The organism is uncultured Streptococcus sp., from assembly GCF_963521255.1.
In the GTDB taxonomy this organism is placed as follows: Bacteria; Bacillota; Bacilli; order Lactobacillales; family Streptococcaceae; genus Streptococcus.
The window spans coordinates 197521-212685 of the sequence record NZ_CAUQTU010000002.1 but is presented as its reverse complement, the minus strand read 5'-3'; the positions used below and the strand labels follow the sequence as shown (position 1 = coordinate 212685).

Below are 15165 nucleotides of genomic sequence, written 5' to 3'. Positions count from 1 at the left end.
CAAGTACAGCCTGCGGCTAGTTTCCTAGTTTGCTCTTTGATTTTCATTGAGTATTATACACAAATCATATTCAATTATAGGACTAATCTTTGCCACCTAGTTTCTCATTGATTTTCATCATCACACTAGCAATTTTTTCTCCCCAATAAGGGTCTGAGGCATATTCCACATTCATACCAGACGCCTTGTTTCCAAGGAAAGTTCTGCCCCTATCGATATAATTTTCCTTAATCCACTTGCTTGCACCTAAAATTCCCTTATCCACATCATCAAATGTCTTGGCAGAAAGGTAAGGGGTCGTATCATAGGCTGTAATTCCAAAGAAATTATTCTTATCTTTGGCAATTTTACTTCGTCCCCAGTCGCTTTCTAAGGCACTATGGGCAAGGAGGTAGAGAGCATTGATATGGTAATGTTCTTCGGCTTCCTTAAAGGTAGCTCCCTTATTTTCCAAGAGACTATTGTCAATATTTAACAGACTAAATACCTTATCCAAGTCTTCAGCACTATAGTTTGTAGCCTCTGTCAAGTCTTTGAAAAGGAAGGGATTTTCAAGATTAAAACCATCAAAATGCAGGCCATCTGCCGAATAATATTTCTTGCCTACTTCCATATCAGAAAGATGATAAGCTACTGGGATACTAGCATTCTGAGCCACATAGTGATAAAAACGGTGCCCATCACTCTCATAATAAGGTATAAAATCCTTACTAGCATCTAACGCTTGTAAATCTTCTGTTTTCATATAGCCTGACAAACCAGAAATAGTAATAGCCAAGCGCTTGTCATCACTTTTTCTATCCTTATCTAGCCATACAACACTACCTTGCGATATATAGGAGAGATTTTCACCATCTGCATTATAAATATTTGCTGTGACAGGCACTACTTGATAATAAGAAGCATTTTCATTTGTAGCTTTTTCTCCAAGCCATTTACCGTCGCTTCCAAGCTGATAACCATCTACTGTCTCATTTTTCGCCATGTAGCCGCCAGATTTGAAGTAGTACCAGGCTTGACTTTTAGCATCGTATAGCCATTCTTTCTCAGCCATTTTGCCATCAGATTTGAAATAAAACCATGACTCCTTATCCAAAATCCATTCATTGACTGCCATATAGCCACCTGATTTGAGATAATAATAGTGACCATTTTCGAAAATCCATTCTTTATCAGCATGATTTCCATTTTCTTTGATATAAAACCAAGATTGGTATTGTTTGTCATAAAGCCAACCTTGCTGTACTTTGGCACCACTAGCATTCACATAAGCCTGGTCAATCCACTGACTTGTTAGCAAATAACCACCGGATTTGAAATAATAGTCCTTGCCCTTGATTTGGAGCCATTCTTTCTCTGCGTGCTGGCCATCTGCTTTGATATAAAACCAAGCGTCGTATTGAGAATCATAGACCCAATCTTCTATCACTTTGGCACCTGTTGCACCAACATAGGAAGTTCCTACCCAAGCATTTCTTTTCATCTTTCCATTTTGGTCAAGATAATAGAGGACTCCCTTGTCTTCTACCCATTCTGACTTGGCCATATAGCCACCAGATTTTAGGTAAAAATAGTCGTCACCTTGTTTCAGCCATTCATTTTCAGCATAGTTAGCATCTTCTTTTATATAAAACCAAGATTGATAATGAGCATCAAAAACCCACTCATTCGCTACTTGACTGCCGTCTGCTTTCAGGTATTGTTTTCCTTGCCAAGTACCATCGCTAGCCATTACACCCTCTGGTCTGGCTAAGAAAAATAGCAGAGCTAAAAAAACAAATCTCAATTTCTTCATTAATTTTCTTCCTCTGTTCTTACTCATTTCATTATATCAAAATTCTCTATAATCAACATTACAAACTGATAAAAAATCAAGAACAGATTGATTGCAGTTTACCTCAGAGACTCTTTTACTTCCTTGCGTAGATTTTCTAGACTACTAATGCCGTATTTGTCCATGACTTTTGGTAAATTTTCGATGATATCAGGGCAGGCATAGGGATTGGTAAAGTTGGCTGTTCCAACTCCGATGGCAGATGCCCCAGCCAGATACATTTCTAGGGCTGCTTCTGCCGAATCCACTCCTCCCATTCCAATGATAGGCAAGTCTGTTGTTTGGGCTACTTGGCGGATGAGTTTGAGAGCTACTGGAAAGACTGCAGGTCCTGACATTCCACCTGTTCCATTGGCCAAGATTGGTTTTCTGGTTTTGAGATCAAAGCGCATTCCAACTAGGGTATTGATCATGGTCAATCCACTTGCTCCCGCATCTTCTGCAGCTTTTGCGACAGTGACGATATCGGTCACACTAGGAGTTAGTTTGACATAAACTGGTACATCAGAGGCTTCCACAGCTGCTTTCACCACATCATAAGCTAAATCTGGATCTTGACCAATCAAGAGTCCATGATTACAGTGATCTACGTTGGGACAAGAAATATTGAGCTCAATAGCCTTCACATTAGCTGCCTTAGAAATGCCATGAGAAACAGCAGCATACTCTTGTTTTGAAAAACCAGCTACATTGGCGATAATAGGAAGATTTGGATATTCTCTTTCCAACCAAGGTAGCTTTTCGGCCAAAACAACTTCCAAACCAGGATTTTGCAAACCGATTGCATTGAGCATACCAGCAGGCGTCTCTGCCACCCTTGGAGTTGGATTTCCAAAGCGTGGTTCAAGGGTTGTCGCCTTGATCATAATAGAACCTAAAAGGTCTAAATCATAGTACTTGGCATACTCTTGTCCAAAACCAAAACAGCCTGATGCTGGAATAATCGGATTTTTCAAATCCAAACCAGGTAGAGAAACTTGTAAACGATTTGTATTCATAATTTTCTCCTTATAATACAACTGTTCCTGTGCGGAAAACAGGGCCATCTTCACAGACTCGTTGGCTAACCGTCTCGCTTTCTGGTACTTTTAGGACGCAGGCATAGCAAGCCCCCATTCCACAAGCCATACGAGATTCCAGAGATAGATAGGCTCTTGGGTGATCATAAAAGGTTTGATTGATATACTTCATCATTCCAGGCGCCCCACATGAGTAAACAGCATCAAATTGATTGTCTAAATCCTTAATAACAACGGAAACATTTCCCTTAATGCCATAAGAACCATCATCTGTCGTTACAAAGATCTGACCATATTGGGCTAATTCCTTTTCAAGAATAACAGCAGCCTTATTAGCAAATCCTAGGACTGTCACTACTTTCACACCACGCGCATGCAATTCCTTGGCCACCTCAAGCAAGGGTGGGACACCAATCCCACCACCAACAAGGAGAACCTGGCTCTGCTCATCTAAGTCAGACAAGTCAAAACCATTTCCCTGAGGACCCATCACATCAAGAGTATCTCCCTGACTTAAGGTTGAGAAAATAGCTGTCCCAGCTCCCTCAATCCGATAAATGAGATGACACTGCTTCTTAACCTTATCAATAGATGAAATCGAAATAGGACGACGCAAAAGATGGGCGTCATCAGGCACACGCAGATGTAGAAATTGGCCTGCTCGCATAGCTTCAACCATTTCTCCTTCTAGGACTAATTCAAAGATTGCTGGTGCGATTTCCTCCTGTGCTACCACCTTCATGGTTTCCAAACGAATTGCACCCAAACGTTTCTTACATGTGGGATTCATGACTTTTCCTCCTTAAATTTTAAGGGGACCAGACAAAGAAAAGACCTTGCTAGTGCAAGGCCTCAGTTAAAATCGTACAACACAAGAGAGCACACTCAAAAAGTCTCCTCTAGAAAATTGTACTATTCTTTTATCTGACACCTTGTGAGTCTCTCTGGACTCCCCTTAAAGGTTAAATTTTTACTAGTATACTCTTTCAGCTAAAAAAAGTCAAGTAGAAAACGAACATTCTACTTGACCTCACGAGATTATTTTTCACGAATGACTTCGACCTTGTAGCCATCAGGGTCTTTGACAAAGTAATAGTTAGGTGCAGTTCCTGGTAGACCATTTGGTTCAGTTACTTCATAGCCTTTGGCACTGTGCTCTTGATGAAGAGCTTCAAGATCAGGTGTACTGAGGGCGATATGGGCAAACCCATCTCCAACCACATAAGGACCATGATCGTAGTTATAAGTCAACTCCAACTCATAGTCGTCACCCTCAAGTCCTAGATAGACAATTGTGAAGGCATGGTCTGGAAAATCTCTGCGACGCAATTCTTTAAATCCAAAAGCATCTTGATAAAATGCGATTGATTTTTCAAGATTTTCTACTCGCAAGCAAGTATGTAGCATTTTTGAAGCCATATTTTTCTCCTTTATTTTTAAAAAGACTGGGACAATCCTGTTCCAGTCTTATCAGTTATTATTTACCAAGTTTTGCTTTCGCTGCATCTGCAAGAGCTGTGAAAGCTGCTGCATCGTTAACAGCCAAGTCAGCAAGCATTTTACGGTTAACTTCGATCTCAGCCAATTTCAAACCATGCATCAATTGTGAGTATGAAAGTCCGTTCATACGAGCTGCCGCGTTGATACGAGTGATCCACAATTTGCGGAAGTCACGTTTTTTCTGACGACGGTCACGGTATGCATAGTAGTAAGAGTTCATTACTTGTTCTTTTGCAGTACGGAACAAGATGTGTTTAGCTCCATAGTAACCTTTTGCTAATTTAAGAATACGTTTACGACGTTTGCGTGATACAACGCCACCTTTAACACGTGCCATGTTTTATTTCCTCCAAATATTTCCTAGAATTGTTTACTTACAGTCAAGCTATTATTTCAAGCGAGTAAGCATTGCTTTGATACGTTTGTAATCTCCTGAATGCACCATAGATGCTTTACGAAGATGACGACGTTGTTTCTTAGTTTTTCCGTGGAAACGGTGAGAAGTGTAAGCACGGAAACGTTTAAGTCCACCAGAACCTGTACGTTTGAAACGTTTAGCTGATGCGCGGTGTGTTTTTTGTTTTGGCATGATTTTTTCTCCTTTATTTAACTTTCTGACAATTATTTTTTGTCAGTCGCTGGCGCCAATTGCATGAACATTTGACGTCCATCCATTTTAGCACGTTGTTCGATGATGGCAATATCTTGAGTTGCTTCAGCAAACTCGGCTAAAACTTTTGCACCAATCTCTTTATGGGTAATCATACGACCCTTAAAGCGAATAGATACCTTAACTTTATTTCCTTTTTCAAGGAATTTGCGTGCATTGCGAAGTTTTGTATCAAAGTCACCCTTGTCAATAGTTGGACTTAGACGAACTTCTTTCACAGTAACAACACTTTGTTTTTTACGTTGTTCTTTTTGCTTCTTCTGGTACTCAAATTTGAACTTACCGTAGTCCATAATTTTTGCAACAGGCGGTTTGGCTTGGGGTTGAATCAATACTAGGTCAACATTAGCGTTATCAGCCAAAGCTTGCGCTTCACTGAGTGGCTTGATACCTAGCTGTTCTCCTTCAAGACCAATCAAGCGAACTTCACGTACACGAATCTCATCATTGATGAATAAGTCTTGCTTTGCTATGGTTTTCACCTCTTTTGTTTTATTAGAGAAAAACAATAGCGGACTCGTAAATATACAAGCCCGCACGTTATGATAGCGTTTCTTAGAAACTTTTCATCCGTAGGGCCAGGCAACTTAATGTCACAAGGCGAGAAGCTCTCACTTCTGCTTTTCTCAACTTTTATATGATACCAAGTTTTCGAGCCCTTGTCAAGATAAAAAATTATTTTTTTAAAAGTTTCTGTTTATATTTTAGCTTGGTTTCCACATCAAAAAGAGAGAATCAAGTTGATTCCCTCTCTATGTTAGTTTTTACTTATTTTCCCTATAGGAAAGTTAGAATCTATTAAAAACTTCCTTTTTCCGTAAACTTCCCCATCTTTCGATAAATAGAATCCCCACTAACAAAAGGATAATCAGGCAAGGAAGTAAGACTAGCCCCATACCCCAATTCAGATTGACATTATCAATTTGCTTAGGTAATCTTCCAGACAAAATCTCCACTGAACGCAAGTAAGTAAAGGGAATCAGATGTGCAATCTTTTGAAGAGGCTGAATTTTTTGAATACCAAACAATAAGCCAACAATCCCAATAAGTGAAAGAAAGAGGACAGGCATTTTTTGCTTAAAAAAGTAAGCAATCAAGTACACAACTTCCACAATGACGATAAAGGCTAAGAAATCTAAGAACAAGCCAGGAAATAACACATCTTGTATCTTTCCAATAGTTACCTCTTGATTCACTAAGCTATAAATCGGGTAGGGATAATCTAACTGTCCAAAACCACTTATCAGACTTCCCACTAGAAAAGAAAATCCGCTGATTCCGATAAACAGCACAGTTACATAGCCCACTCCAACTCCAAGAGAGGACATGGCAAATGCCACTTTTGAAAAAGGATATAACTGAGCTGTGTCCAGATGATTTTGATATCTTTCTGCAAATAGTTGCGTTAGCATAAAAATAATAGCAATCACAAACAAGGTTGGGATGATAGCCTCTAAAATCCAGATAATCTGATCAATCCCGTGGGTCGGAAACTCCAAAGTATGTGCTTTTATGTTCAAGGGATACAGGGCTTGGTAAATCTTTCGTTGGCGGTCAACCGCCATTTTAAAGTCAGAGCTAATAGTCGGGTTATTTGATATCCTTTCATAATTCTTCTCTTCATCTTGCCACTGCAAATAGTAGGCTTCTTTCCATCGCCCTTCTTTTAATAAAGTCAGAATTTCTGTCTTTTGAGTCGAAAGATTTTTTTGCCCGTCTAAAGTATTTTTAGCAATCTGGTATTCCTCCGAGCTGGTATCAGATATTTGGGAGAGTTTCTCTTCATATTCATTGATGATTCTCTCATCTTTTACAAGACTGGTTTCCAACTCGCTCTCCAAGCTGTGTGAGTTTGCAGTCCGACTATTTAAATAAAAGGTAACACCGAGTCCAGATACAAATAAAGCTAAGATAATCCAGTTTAAGCGACTTTTGAAAACTTTCTTTAATAAAAATTGGCTAATATCTTTCATAACGGAACCTCTTCTATCTGCCCCTGACGAATGGTTACGATGCTATCGCAAATCTCCACTAACTCCTCTTTGTAGTGAGAACTTAAAAGAACCAGCTGTTCTTGTCTATCGATTTGTGCTAGCCTATCAAAAAACTTCTGTCGATAATACTCATCTAAGCCATTTGTAATCTCATCCATAAGCCAGCATTTGGCCTGACTGAGGAAATACATGGCAATCACCAATCGTTGCTTCATACCTAAGGAATACTTGCGAATGGGAAGGTTGATATAGTCAGACATTTCCCAGTAATCAATTTCATCCCTCAAGTTCAGACCTGACTTCCAGATGTTTTTGATAAGACGAAGGTAATCCATCCCACTTAAGTTTTCATCCAGCCATTCAATACTCTCATAATAAAACAAAGAAGGAGAGACTGCGATATTTCCGCTACTTATAGGAATTAAATTGCTAATGGCGCGGAATAGTGTCGTCTTTCCAGAACCATTGATAGCAAGAATACCATAAATCCTACCCTTTTCAAATGTAAAATCAACATCTTGTAAGATGACTTGTCGCGTTTTTAAGGTCACATGAGTAAGCTGCAACATATCTAGTCCTCCTTTTTCTCACTCTTTAAGAATTAATAGCCTCCGCTGTAGTAGTTTAGTACCTCATAACGATTGTAATTCAAACCAGAACCAACTTTATACTCTGAATAGCTGTCATAACGATACCATAACAGGGAATTAATATAGTTATATCTCTAGCAATTCATACTAGACTTATAGTAAGTATTCCAATCATACCTATAATTTTTAGTGACTGTCACAGCAGATACACTGGACTGAAAAAGACCAATAGATCATAAACTAACTAATTAAACGGTTTTTACTAATTTTTAATAGTTTTATATTATCAATATTGAAGACGCTTTCATTATATCGTTTTTATCATTATTATGCAACATATTTTTAGTTTATTTTACTAATATATAGTATTTATCCTTTCTATCGAACGCTTTCGATTTTCCAACTATTCCAACCTTTAAAGCGTATAGCTCCTTGCTGGTCAGTTCGGTAAACTTTGCTATTGATCGTTTCCAGTCGGGTCAAGGTTTCCTGATGGGGGAGTTTCGTTCGATTGTTCTTTCCAACTGAAATGAGAGTAAACTCTGGTTTGAGTGTTTCTAGAAAGGCTAAACTTGATGAGGTTTTAGAGCCATGTTGGCTTGCTTTCAAGACATCCACCTCTAGGTCAGGATAGTGCTTCAGCAAGTCCTTCTCTCCTTTCTCCTCCAAATTTCCAGTGAAAAGGAAGTTTTTATCCAATAGTTTTCCATACAAAACCAGGGAATCTTCATGACCTCCGTCTCCAATTTTCCTTGGAGATAGGACTTCTAACTGACTTCCGAAAATTGGCAAATTCTCTCCCATTGTCACACTACGCACCTTGGTTTGAGTTGCCTGTAGTTCTGCAACAAATTCCTTCTGTTTCAGACTGCCTTTTGACACTAAAATTTCCCCTACATGGAAAGCCTTGGTCACCTCCAACAAATCTCCAACATGTTCCTTGTCCGTATTGGTCAAAATTAGCTGGTCAATCTTGGATACTCCGCGACTTTTGAGATAGGGGATCAAAGTTCGCTGGGCATTGCTGGTCGTCTTTTTTTCTTGCCATTTTTCGATTTTCTTATCAGATTCTGCCTTGCCACCTACATCTATGAGAATGGTTTTCCCAGTTAAATCCCGTAAGAAAATACTTTCACCTTGCCCAACATCCAGCATAGTAATTTCATTTTCCAGTGGATGCTTGGTCAAGCAAAAGAGACCTGTAATCAATAAGCTCAACACTATTAGCCTTTTAATGTTTTTCCTCAAATCATAGACCAAAGCCAAGGAAATTAACAATAGAATTAAAAGCCATGCATTGGGTTGTCCAAAGACAAGCGGTCTACTTGCAACCTGTGATACCAAGCGAATCATTCCCTCCAACCATTCAAAAATAAAATTCAGCTGAATGACTGGATGAAGAAAGGAAAGGGCAAATAAGATAGACAAGAGCGGTAAGAAGACCAAGTCAAAAAGAAAGGAAAAGACAAAGGTCAAGAGGATGGACCAAGGTTGAAATTCCGCAAAATAAAAGGACAAAATAGGCAATATTCCCAAGGAAATGACTAGACTTTCTCTGGCAACAGCCTTAAGCCCCTCCCCTTCTTTGCCGGTCATGGTCAAGATAAAAGCATAAGCGCAGGACAAGACACCTCCTGCTGTCAGGAAAAAGTTGGGCATGATGATAAAGAGGACAAGGACTGTCAAGGCAAAATTGTCCAAGCCCTTAACACCATGTTGAGCCAGTAACTTTTGCAAGAGACTGCGAATGACCGAAGCTGAAAATCCAGTAAGGCCCGCATAGATAAGAGAAAAGGGATAGGTCAGCCATTTCAACTTTTCTTGGGACAAGCCCAATCGCAAAAGTAGTTTCTTAAAGCCATCCATGAAAAAGCCTACCTGCATACCCGATAAGGCAAAGAGGTGGATAATTCCTAAACTAGAATAAAGCTCATTCATCTCCTCAAAGTCGGTGTCCAGATGTCCTAACAAGAGCCCTGTCATATAATTGCGCATAGGGTCTGGAAAGTGCGTCTTAATCCAAACCACAGCCTTTCGACGTAAGCTGGACAGGTTTTCTCCCATATCCCAACTACCAACCTTTTGAAATGACTGGATTTTTTTGATATTGAGAGTCTGGTAAATCCCCTGAGTTTTCAGATAGGCTTGATAGTTAAATCCACCAAAATTTCTCTGCCCTTCTGGCTCCGAAAGTTTTCCTTCTAGTTCCAAATCATGAAGGGCTGTTAAAGCTTGAAAGGCTTCTTTCTCCTCCTCGGACTGGAGTTTATAATAGACTTGAAAAATGCGTCCATCAGACTTGCCACGAAAGGATAGACTGTCACCATTGACCTTAATAGTGTCTGGTAAAACCCGTACCCTTTCAACAGAATCCGCCAAATTTTGACTCGCTTGACTCTGTTGCCAATTTTGAAACAGAAACCAGAAACCAAAGATTCCACAAATCACTAGAACTCTGCCTGCTGATTTCCAAGGAAATTGAATAAAGAGACAAACTAGCAGAAAAACAAAGCCCAACAAAGCAAAATAAGATGCTGAGAAAATAGCGTAGTAAAGCCAGAGCAATAGAAAACTCAGATAAATTAGGGGAATAGGGAGTTTCTTAATCCACTGTAACATAGTCTTTTAGCTTTTCTATCGTTTTAGCACCAATGCCAGAGACCTTCTTAAGTTCATCAACCGACTTGAATTTGCCATTTGCCTCACGATGGTCGATAATATCCTGGGCTCGTTTTCCTCCCAAGCCTTTGACCTGCTTGAGTTCTTCCAGACTGGCTTTGTTGAGATTGACCTTCTTTTCCTTGCTTGTTGAAGAAGCTGTCCCCGAAGTAGTCTGTTGACTAGCTGCTTCTTCTCCCTTAGTGGGAACGTAAACCAAAGCCTCATCACTAACTTTCTGAGCTAGATTGAGCGACTTGCTGTCTGCTTGCTCTGTCAAGCCACCAGCCTTCTGAACAGCGTCATTGACTCGACTACCTACCGGCAAATCATAAATTCCTGGCGATTTGACAGCACCTTTTACATCTACTGTGATTAGATCTTGTTCAAGGGGTTCTTCCTTTTCGGTTAATGAATCCTTGGAAACTGCTACAACTTCTGCCTGCAAATTCGTTTCCTTGACAGGTGTTTGTGGAGCTGGTTTTAGCAGGAAAAATCCTCCTACAAGTAAGCCCAGACCAGTACAGATGACAATGATTTTATACTCTTTTATTTTCTCGATAATTGCTTCCATATTTTCTCCTCTCTTAGATTATTCGTAAGAGGAAGAAAAAACAGTCGAAAATTTCTTTTCAACTGCTTATTTATTTGCAAAATAGTCTTCCTTGGTCAAGACATAATGAACTCTTGTAACGATTCGGCCTTCTTCATGCTGGTCCATACAAGCATAGGGTTCCGCATGGGAAAAACGCATGCCTGATTTCTCCATGACCTTTCCAGATGCAGGATTGTCCATATCGTGAAGGGCGGTCAACTTGTTCATTCCAATCTTCTCAAAAGCCATCTCAATCACAGCACGATTGGCTTCTGTCGTCAATCCTTGATTCCAATACTTTTTATTGATAATGTAGCCAATAGCTGCCTTCTTAAGAACAGGATCAATCTTGTGCAAATCAATGGTTCCAATAAACTGACCATTGCTTTTTAGTTCTATTCCCCAACGTCCCAAGGGATTGGCCAAGTAGAACTGAGCTATGTTGTTCTTGGTTTCTTCTAAACTTTGATTGGTTGGAAAAATGTAGCGTGTATTTTCTCTGTCCGAGGCATAGGTAAACATAGCTTCCGAATCATCCAAAGTTACAGGTCTAAGCAATAAACGCTCCGTTTCTATAGACGGATACTGGGCAAATTTCACAAAAATTGATTCCATACGTTTCCTCCACTTGAAACCTTTCTAATCTCATACAAGGATATTGAATGAAACATTGTATTGAGATAACTTTAAGTACAAAAGAACTATCCTTCAGATAGAGGTTGAGGATCTAATTCTTCACTCTCTGCTTTTTTAACTAGTACTGGTTCATAAGCTCGAATAATCTGAGCGACAACAGGATGGCGAACCACATCCTTGGCTGAAAAATGAACAAAATCAATCTGATGGATGTTTTTGAGTTTCTCCTGAGCATCAATCAAACCTGACTTGACATTGCGTGGCAGGTCAATCTGACTGATATCTCCATTGACAATCATCTTAGAATTAAAACCTAAACGAGTCAAAAACATCTTCATCTGCATGATGGTCGTATTTTGAGCCTCATCGAGAATGACAAAGGCATCATCCAAGGTTCGTCCACGCATGTAGGCAAGAGGTGCAATCTCGATAATTTCACGCTCCATGAGACGAGTCGTCTGGTCTTTCCCCAGAATCTGATATAAGGCATCGTAAACAGGTCGAAGGTAAGGATCTACCTTCTCTTTAAGATCACCCGGAAGAAAACCTAGACTCTCTCCTGCTTCCACCGCTGGGCGTGTCAGGATAATCCGCTTAACCTGACCACGTTTAAGAGCTGTCACAGCCAAGGTCACTGCAAGGAAGGTCTTCCCTGTACCTGCTGGCCCAATTCCAAAGGTCACATCATGCTGTTTGACACTGTCCACATAAAGTTTTTGACCCAGTGTTTTGACACGGATAGGTTTCCCTGTATTATCCTTGATGATTTCTTCTTCGTAAAGGGCGACAAACTTGTCGATTTCATCGTTTTTGACCATGCTAATTGCAGTCACCACATCTGGTGTACCAACGGTCATCCCACGATTTACCAAGACCATGAGAGCTTGAATAACCTGACGGGCTTCCTCACAGGCAGTCTCTTCTCCCAAAACCTGCACAATCTCCGTACGAGCATGAATCACCACATCAAGCTCTTCTTCCATCAAACGAAGATGGCGTTCATTGGAACCAAAAAGATGAAACAAGTCATCTGGATGACTCAGTTGAATGTCTATTGAATGTTCCTTCAAATAAAGAACCTCTCTAATCCTTTTATTTCTTTTTATTATAGCAAAGGGGTGGAGAAATTACTAGCCCAAACCCAATGAATCATGCTAGTGTTCTAAGTATTCTTGCCAGATAGCGTCAAAGTCTCCTAGATTGAAAGAGAAACTGGCATGTTCCTCTAAAAAGCGACTCACCTCATCAAAATCATCTGTGTGTTTTGGAAAGGCTGACTCTTCAAAAGCTAGGTCTGCCAATATAGCCTTGGGACTGTTACTTTTAGGATTGCGCTCGGTCATGAGCCAAGTGTAAAATGATTTTCTCATATGTCTCCTTAAATCAACTCTGTCCCAAACTGGTCTTGCTTGATTTTGCCAGCCTTCATAAGACCACCTAAAGCTTTCTTGAACTGACCTTTAGAAATGCCAAAAGTTGCCTTGATATCGTCTGGAGATGACTTATCATTTAAGGTCATGAAACCGCCATTGCTTTCCAAGTAAGTCAAAATCATCTGAGCATCATTTTCCAACATTTCAAATGAACGAGGTTTGAGGGAGAGGTTCAAGGTACGGTCCACTTCACGGAAACCAATGACACGCGCATCTAAAACTTGCCCCAAACGTGGTTCTGCGTAACGCTCGCTAGGATGGATAAAACCAAGCATGTTATTTTCTGGCAGGTAAACAAAAGTTCCTGACAGCTTGAGGCGGTAAACAATGGCTGGCCAGTTTTGGTTCTGCATGTTGTTGTAGGCAGGACGAGCCAGACGTTGGAAGTTTTCTTGATAAGCCAAGAGTCCCCAGATACGGTTTTTCTTGTCCACTTCAAGACGGATGTAGAGTTGGTCGCCCTTCTTAGGCCAGAGTTCCTTGAGCTCAGGGAGAATATCGAGTGACACAACGATTTCCTTGTCAGGAAGACCTGTATCCACAAAGACACCCAAGTCTTTACGAACTTCCGTTACAGTTCCCCAACCAAATTGGTCCTGAGTTGCAGTCACTTCTAGAGTGGTCAAGCGGAGTTTTTGCTTCATATCCGTGTAGGCAAAACCTTTAACCGTATCCCCAACTGTATGTTGACCTTCTTCCTTGGCAAGCGCATAGGTCTGGCCATCCTTTTGCACAAAGTAAAAACGGTCGTTTTCATCGATGATCAGTCCAACGATAAAACTTGCAAGATTTGTATTCATATTTCCTTCTTTCGAATAAAACTCAGCCAGCAATGCCAACTGAGTTTTTCTGTTTATTTTTAGACTTCCAAAAGTTCTTTTTCTTTATTGGCAGTCATGTCATCGATGTGTTTGACAGCATCATCTGTTACTTTTTGAATGTCTTTTTCAAGAGTCTTCAATTCGTCTTCAGTGATTTCTTTTGCTTTTTCTTGTTTCTTAGCTTCGTCCATAGCATCGCGACGGATATTGCGGACAGCCACTTTAGCATTTTCACCGACCTTCTTCACTTCTTTAGCAAGGTCACGACGAGTTTCTTCTGTAAGAGCTGGGATAACCAAGCGAATCACAGAACCATCATTAGCTGGTGTGATACCAAGATCAGAAGCGTTCAAGGCACGTTCGATGTCTTTCAATGAAGACTTATCAAATGGTGTAACCAACAAGACACGCGCTTCTGGAATCGTAATTGAAGCGATTTGATTAAGAGGAGTTTCTACTCCATAGTATTCTACATGTACACGGTCAAGCAAGCTTGCATTGGCACGACCGGCACGGATACCACCAAATTCACGAGCAAGTGATTGGTGAGACTGGGTCATTCTCTCTTTAGCTTTTTCAATAATTGCGTTAGCCATAATCTTTCTTATTCCTTTTCTTCGATATTATTTGAAACTGTTGTTCCGATATTTTCACCAAATACGACACGTTTGATGTTGCCTGGTTGGTTCATGTTGAAGACAACCAAGTCAATGTCGTTATCCATTGAGAGGGTTGAAGCTGTTGAGTCCATGATACGAAGACCTTTGCTAATAACATCACGGTGGGTCAATTCTTCAAATTTAACAGCTGTCTTGTCCTTCTTAGGATCGGCATTGTAAACACCATCTACGCCATTTTTAGCCATAAGGATAGCATCCGCTTCGATTTCAGCTGCACGAAGGGCCGCTGTTGTATCTGTTGAGAAATAAGGTGAACCAATTCCGGCACCAAAGATAACGATACGGCCTTTTTCAAGGTGACGAAGGGCACGTCCACGGACATAAGGCTCTGCCACTTGTTGCATAGCAATAGCTGTTTGCACACGTGTATCAACCCCAACTTGTTGCAATGAATCTGCCATCACAAGAGCATTCATAACAGTCCCAAGCATTCCTGTGTAATCTGCCTGAACGCGGTCCATTCCTGCTTCTGCAGCAGGTTCTCCACGCCAAAGATTTCCTCCACCAATAACAAGGGCAATTTCGATACCTAAGCTATGAACTTCTTGAATCTCTTTTGCGATTGTTTGAACTGTTTGGATATCAATCCCTACGCCACGTTCACCGGCAAGGGCTTCACCTGATAACTTGATTAAAATACGTTTATACTTGGGATTCGCCATTTTCACTCTCCTTTTTTTATCCTACCTATTTTATCATAATTTCTAAGATTTTTATAGTATCATGAGCAATTCT

General features: G+C 40.3%; 17 protein-coding genes and 1 other annotated feature. All 17 genes read right to left on the bottom strand.

The genetic code is table 11. The features are described 5' to 3' along the window. Window positions 1–82 precede the first annotated feature (82 nt). The 17 genes from RWP09_RS02995 to pyrH all read right to left on the bottom strand — a co-directional run bounded on the left by RWP09_RS02995 (window position 83) and on the right by pyrH (window position 15092). Window positions 83–1795: a glucosaminidase domain-containing protein gene (locus tag RWP09_RS02995; protein ID WP_314433957.1), complete on the bottom strand. Its 1713-nt coding sequence runs from the start codon at window positions 1793–1795 to the stop codon at window positions 83–85. A gap of 98 nt (window positions 1796–1893) precedes the next feature. Next, on the bottom strand, window positions 1894–2880 hold the full coding sequence (locus tag RWP09_RS02990; RefSeq protein WP_314433954.1) for a dihydroorotate dehydrogenase: 987 nt from the start codon (window positions 2878–2880) through the stop codon (window positions 1894–1896). Continuing rightward, window positions 2843–3643, bottom strand: coding sequence for a dihydroorotate dehydrogenase electron transfer subunit (locus RWP09_RS02985; RefSeq protein WP_314433952.1), 801 nt, complete (start codon window positions 3641–3643; stop codon window positions 2843–2845). The genes RWP09_RS02990 and RWP09_RS02985 overlap by 38 nt, the downstream gene beginning before the upstream one ends. A 248-nt stretch (window positions 3644–3891) precedes the next feature. Then, on the bottom strand, window positions 3892–4272 hold the full coding sequence (locus RWP09_RS02980) for a VOC family protein (RefSeq protein ID WP_000157153.1): 381 nt from the start codon (window positions 4270–4272) through the stop codon (window positions 3892–3894). 58 nt (window positions 4273–4330) lie between these two features. After that, window positions 4331–4690 carry a 50S ribosomal protein L20 gene (gene rplT / locus RWP09_RS02975; protein ID WP_000124834.1) on the bottom strand — a complete coding sequence of 120 codons (360 nt, stop codon included), beginning with the start codon at window positions 4688–4690 and terminating at the stop codon, window positions 4331–4333. Between the two features lie 51 nt (window positions 4691–4741). Continuing rightward, window positions 4742–4942, bottom strand: a complete 201-nt coding sequence (rpmI, locus tag RWP09_RS02970) for a 50S ribosomal protein L35 (RefSeq protein ID WP_001125943.1) — start codon at window positions 4940–4942, stop codon at window positions 4742–4744. A gap of 32 nt (window positions 4943–4974) precedes the next feature. Next, entirely contained in the window at window positions 4975–5505 is a 531-nt protein-coding gene (gene infC / locus RWP09_RS02965; RefSeq protein WP_000848180.1) for a translation initiation factor IF-3, read from the bottom strand. A gap of 15 nt (window positions 5506–5520) precedes the next feature. Further along, window positions 5521–5652: a sequence feature (ribosomal protein L20 leader region), on the bottom strand. A 159-nt stretch (window positions 5653–5811) separates the two neighbouring features. Continuing rightward, window positions 5812–6996, bottom strand: a complete 1185-nt coding sequence (locus tag RWP09_RS02960; RefSeq protein WP_314433949.1) for a hypothetical protein — start codon at window positions 6994–6996, stop codon at window positions 5812–5814. Beyond that, window positions 6993–7586 carry an ABC transporter ATP-binding protein gene (locus RWP09_RS02955; RefSeq protein WP_124787979.1) on the bottom strand — a complete coding sequence of 198 codons (594 nt, stop codon included), beginning with the start codon at window positions 7584–7586 and terminating at the stop codon, window positions 6993–6995. The genes RWP09_RS02960 and RWP09_RS02955 overlap by 4 nt, the downstream gene beginning before the upstream one ends. A gap of 399 nt (window positions 7587–7985) precedes the next feature. After that, window positions 7986–10226, bottom strand: coding sequence for a DNA internalization-related competence protein ComEC/Rec2 (locus RWP09_RS02945; RefSeq protein ID WP_314433945.1), 2241 nt, complete (start codon window positions 10224–10226; stop codon window positions 7986–7988). Then, window positions 10210–10839: a helix-hairpin-helix domain-containing protein gene (locus RWP09_RS02940; RefSeq protein WP_314433943.1), complete on the bottom strand. Its 630-nt coding sequence runs from the start codon at window positions 10837–10839 to the stop codon at window positions 10210–10212. The genes RWP09_RS02945 and RWP09_RS02940 overlap by 17 nt, the downstream gene beginning before the upstream one ends. A gap of 66 nt (window positions 10840–10905) precedes the next feature. Beyond that, window positions 10906–11475, bottom strand: coding sequence for a GNAT family N-acetyltransferase (locus tag RWP09_RS02935; protein WP_314433941.1), 570 nt, complete (start codon window positions 11473–11475; stop codon window positions 10906–10908). 86 nt (window positions 11476–11561) lie between these two features. After that, window positions 11562–12566, bottom strand: coding sequence for a PhoH family protein (locus RWP09_RS02930; RefSeq protein WP_314433939.1), 1005 nt, complete (start codon window positions 12564–12566; stop codon window positions 11562–11564). Window positions 12567–12650: 84 nt separating this feature from the next. Next, the gene (locus RWP09_RS02925; RefSeq protein WP_001232084.1) at window positions 12651–12866 is read right to left on the bottom strand and encodes a YozE family protein; all 216 of its coding nucleotides are present in this window, start codon (window positions 12864–12866) and stop codon (window positions 12651–12653) included. Window positions 12867–12874: 8 nt separating this feature from the next. Then, a complete protein-coding gene (cvfB, locus tag RWP09_RS02920; RefSeq protein WP_314433937.1) occupies window positions 12875–13729 on the bottom strand; it encodes an RNA-binding virulence regulatory protein CvfB in 855 nt (284 codons plus the stop codon). Window positions 13730–13788: 59 nt separating this feature from the next. After that, window positions 13789–14346 (bottom strand): ribosome recycling factor, encoded by a 558-nt coding sequence (gene frr, locus RWP09_RS02915; RefSeq protein ID WP_001262225.1) that lies wholly within the window; start codon window positions 14344–14346, stop codon window positions 13789–13791. Window positions 14347–14354: 8 nt separating this feature from the next. Further along, on the bottom strand, window positions 14355–15092 hold the full coding sequence (gene pyrH, locus RWP09_RS02910) for a UMP kinase (RefSeq protein ID WP_314433936.1): 738 nt from the start codon (window positions 15090–15092) through the stop codon (window positions 14355–14357). Between the last annotated feature and the right edge of the window lie 73 nt (window positions 15093–15165).

Coding starts and splice junctions, on each gene's coding strand:
- RWP09_RS02990 (WP_314433954.1), bottom strand. CDS start 2,880: ATGGCCCTGTTTTCCGCACAGGAACAGTTGTATTATAAGGAGAAAATT.
- RWP09_RS02945 (WP_314433945.1), bottom strand. CDS start 10,226: ATGTTACAGTGGATTAAGAAACTCCCTATTCCCCTAATTTATCTGAGT.
- RWP09_RS02985 (WP_314433952.1), bottom strand. CDS start 3,643: ATGAATCCCACATGTAAGAAACGTTTGGGTGCAATTCGTTTGGAAACC.
- RWP09_RS02940 (WP_314433943.1), bottom strand. CDS start 10,839: ATGGAAGCAATTATCGAGAAAATAAAAGAGTATAAAATCATTGTCATC.
- rpmI (WP_001125943.1), bottom strand. CDS start 4,942: ATGCCAAAACAAAAAACACACCGCGCATCAGCTAAACGTTTCAAACGT.
- pyrH (WP_314433936.1), bottom strand. CDS start 15,092: ATGGCGAATCCCAAGTATAAACGTATTTTAATCAAGTTATCAGGTGAA.
- RWP09_RS02960 (WP_314433949.1), bottom strand. CDS start 6,996: ATGAAAGATATTAGCCAATTTTTATTAAAGAAAGTTTTCAAAAGTCGC.
- RWP09_RS02955 (WP_124787979.1), bottom strand. CDS start 7,586: ATGTTGCAGCTTACTCATGTGACCTTAAAAACGCGACAAGTCATCTTA.
- RWP09_RS02995 (WP_314433957.1), bottom strand. CDS start 1,795: ATGAAGAAATTGAGATTTGTTTTTTTAGCTCTGCTATTTTTCTTAGCC.
- RWP09_RS02980 (WP_000157153.1), bottom strand. CDS start 4,272: ATGGCTTCAAAAATGCTACATACTTGCTTGCGAGTAGAAAATCTTGAA.
- frr (WP_001262225.1), bottom strand. CDS start 14,346: ATGGCTAACGCAATTATTGAAAAAGCTAAAGAGAGAATGACCCAGTCT.
- RWP09_RS02925 (WP_001232084.1), bottom strand. CDS start 12,866: ATGAGAAAATCATTTTACACTTGGCTCATGACCGAGCGCAATCCTAAA.
- rplT (WP_000124834.1), bottom strand. CDS start 4,690: ATGGCACGTGTTAAAGGTGGCGTTGTATCACGCAAACGTCGTAAACGT.
- RWP09_RS02935 (WP_314433941.1), bottom strand. CDS start 11,475: ATGGAATCAATTTTTGTGAAATTTGCCCAGTATCCGTCTATAGAAACG.
- cvfB (WP_314433937.1), bottom strand. CDS start 13,729: ATGAATACAAATCTTGCAAGTTTTATCGTTGGACTGATCATCGATGAA.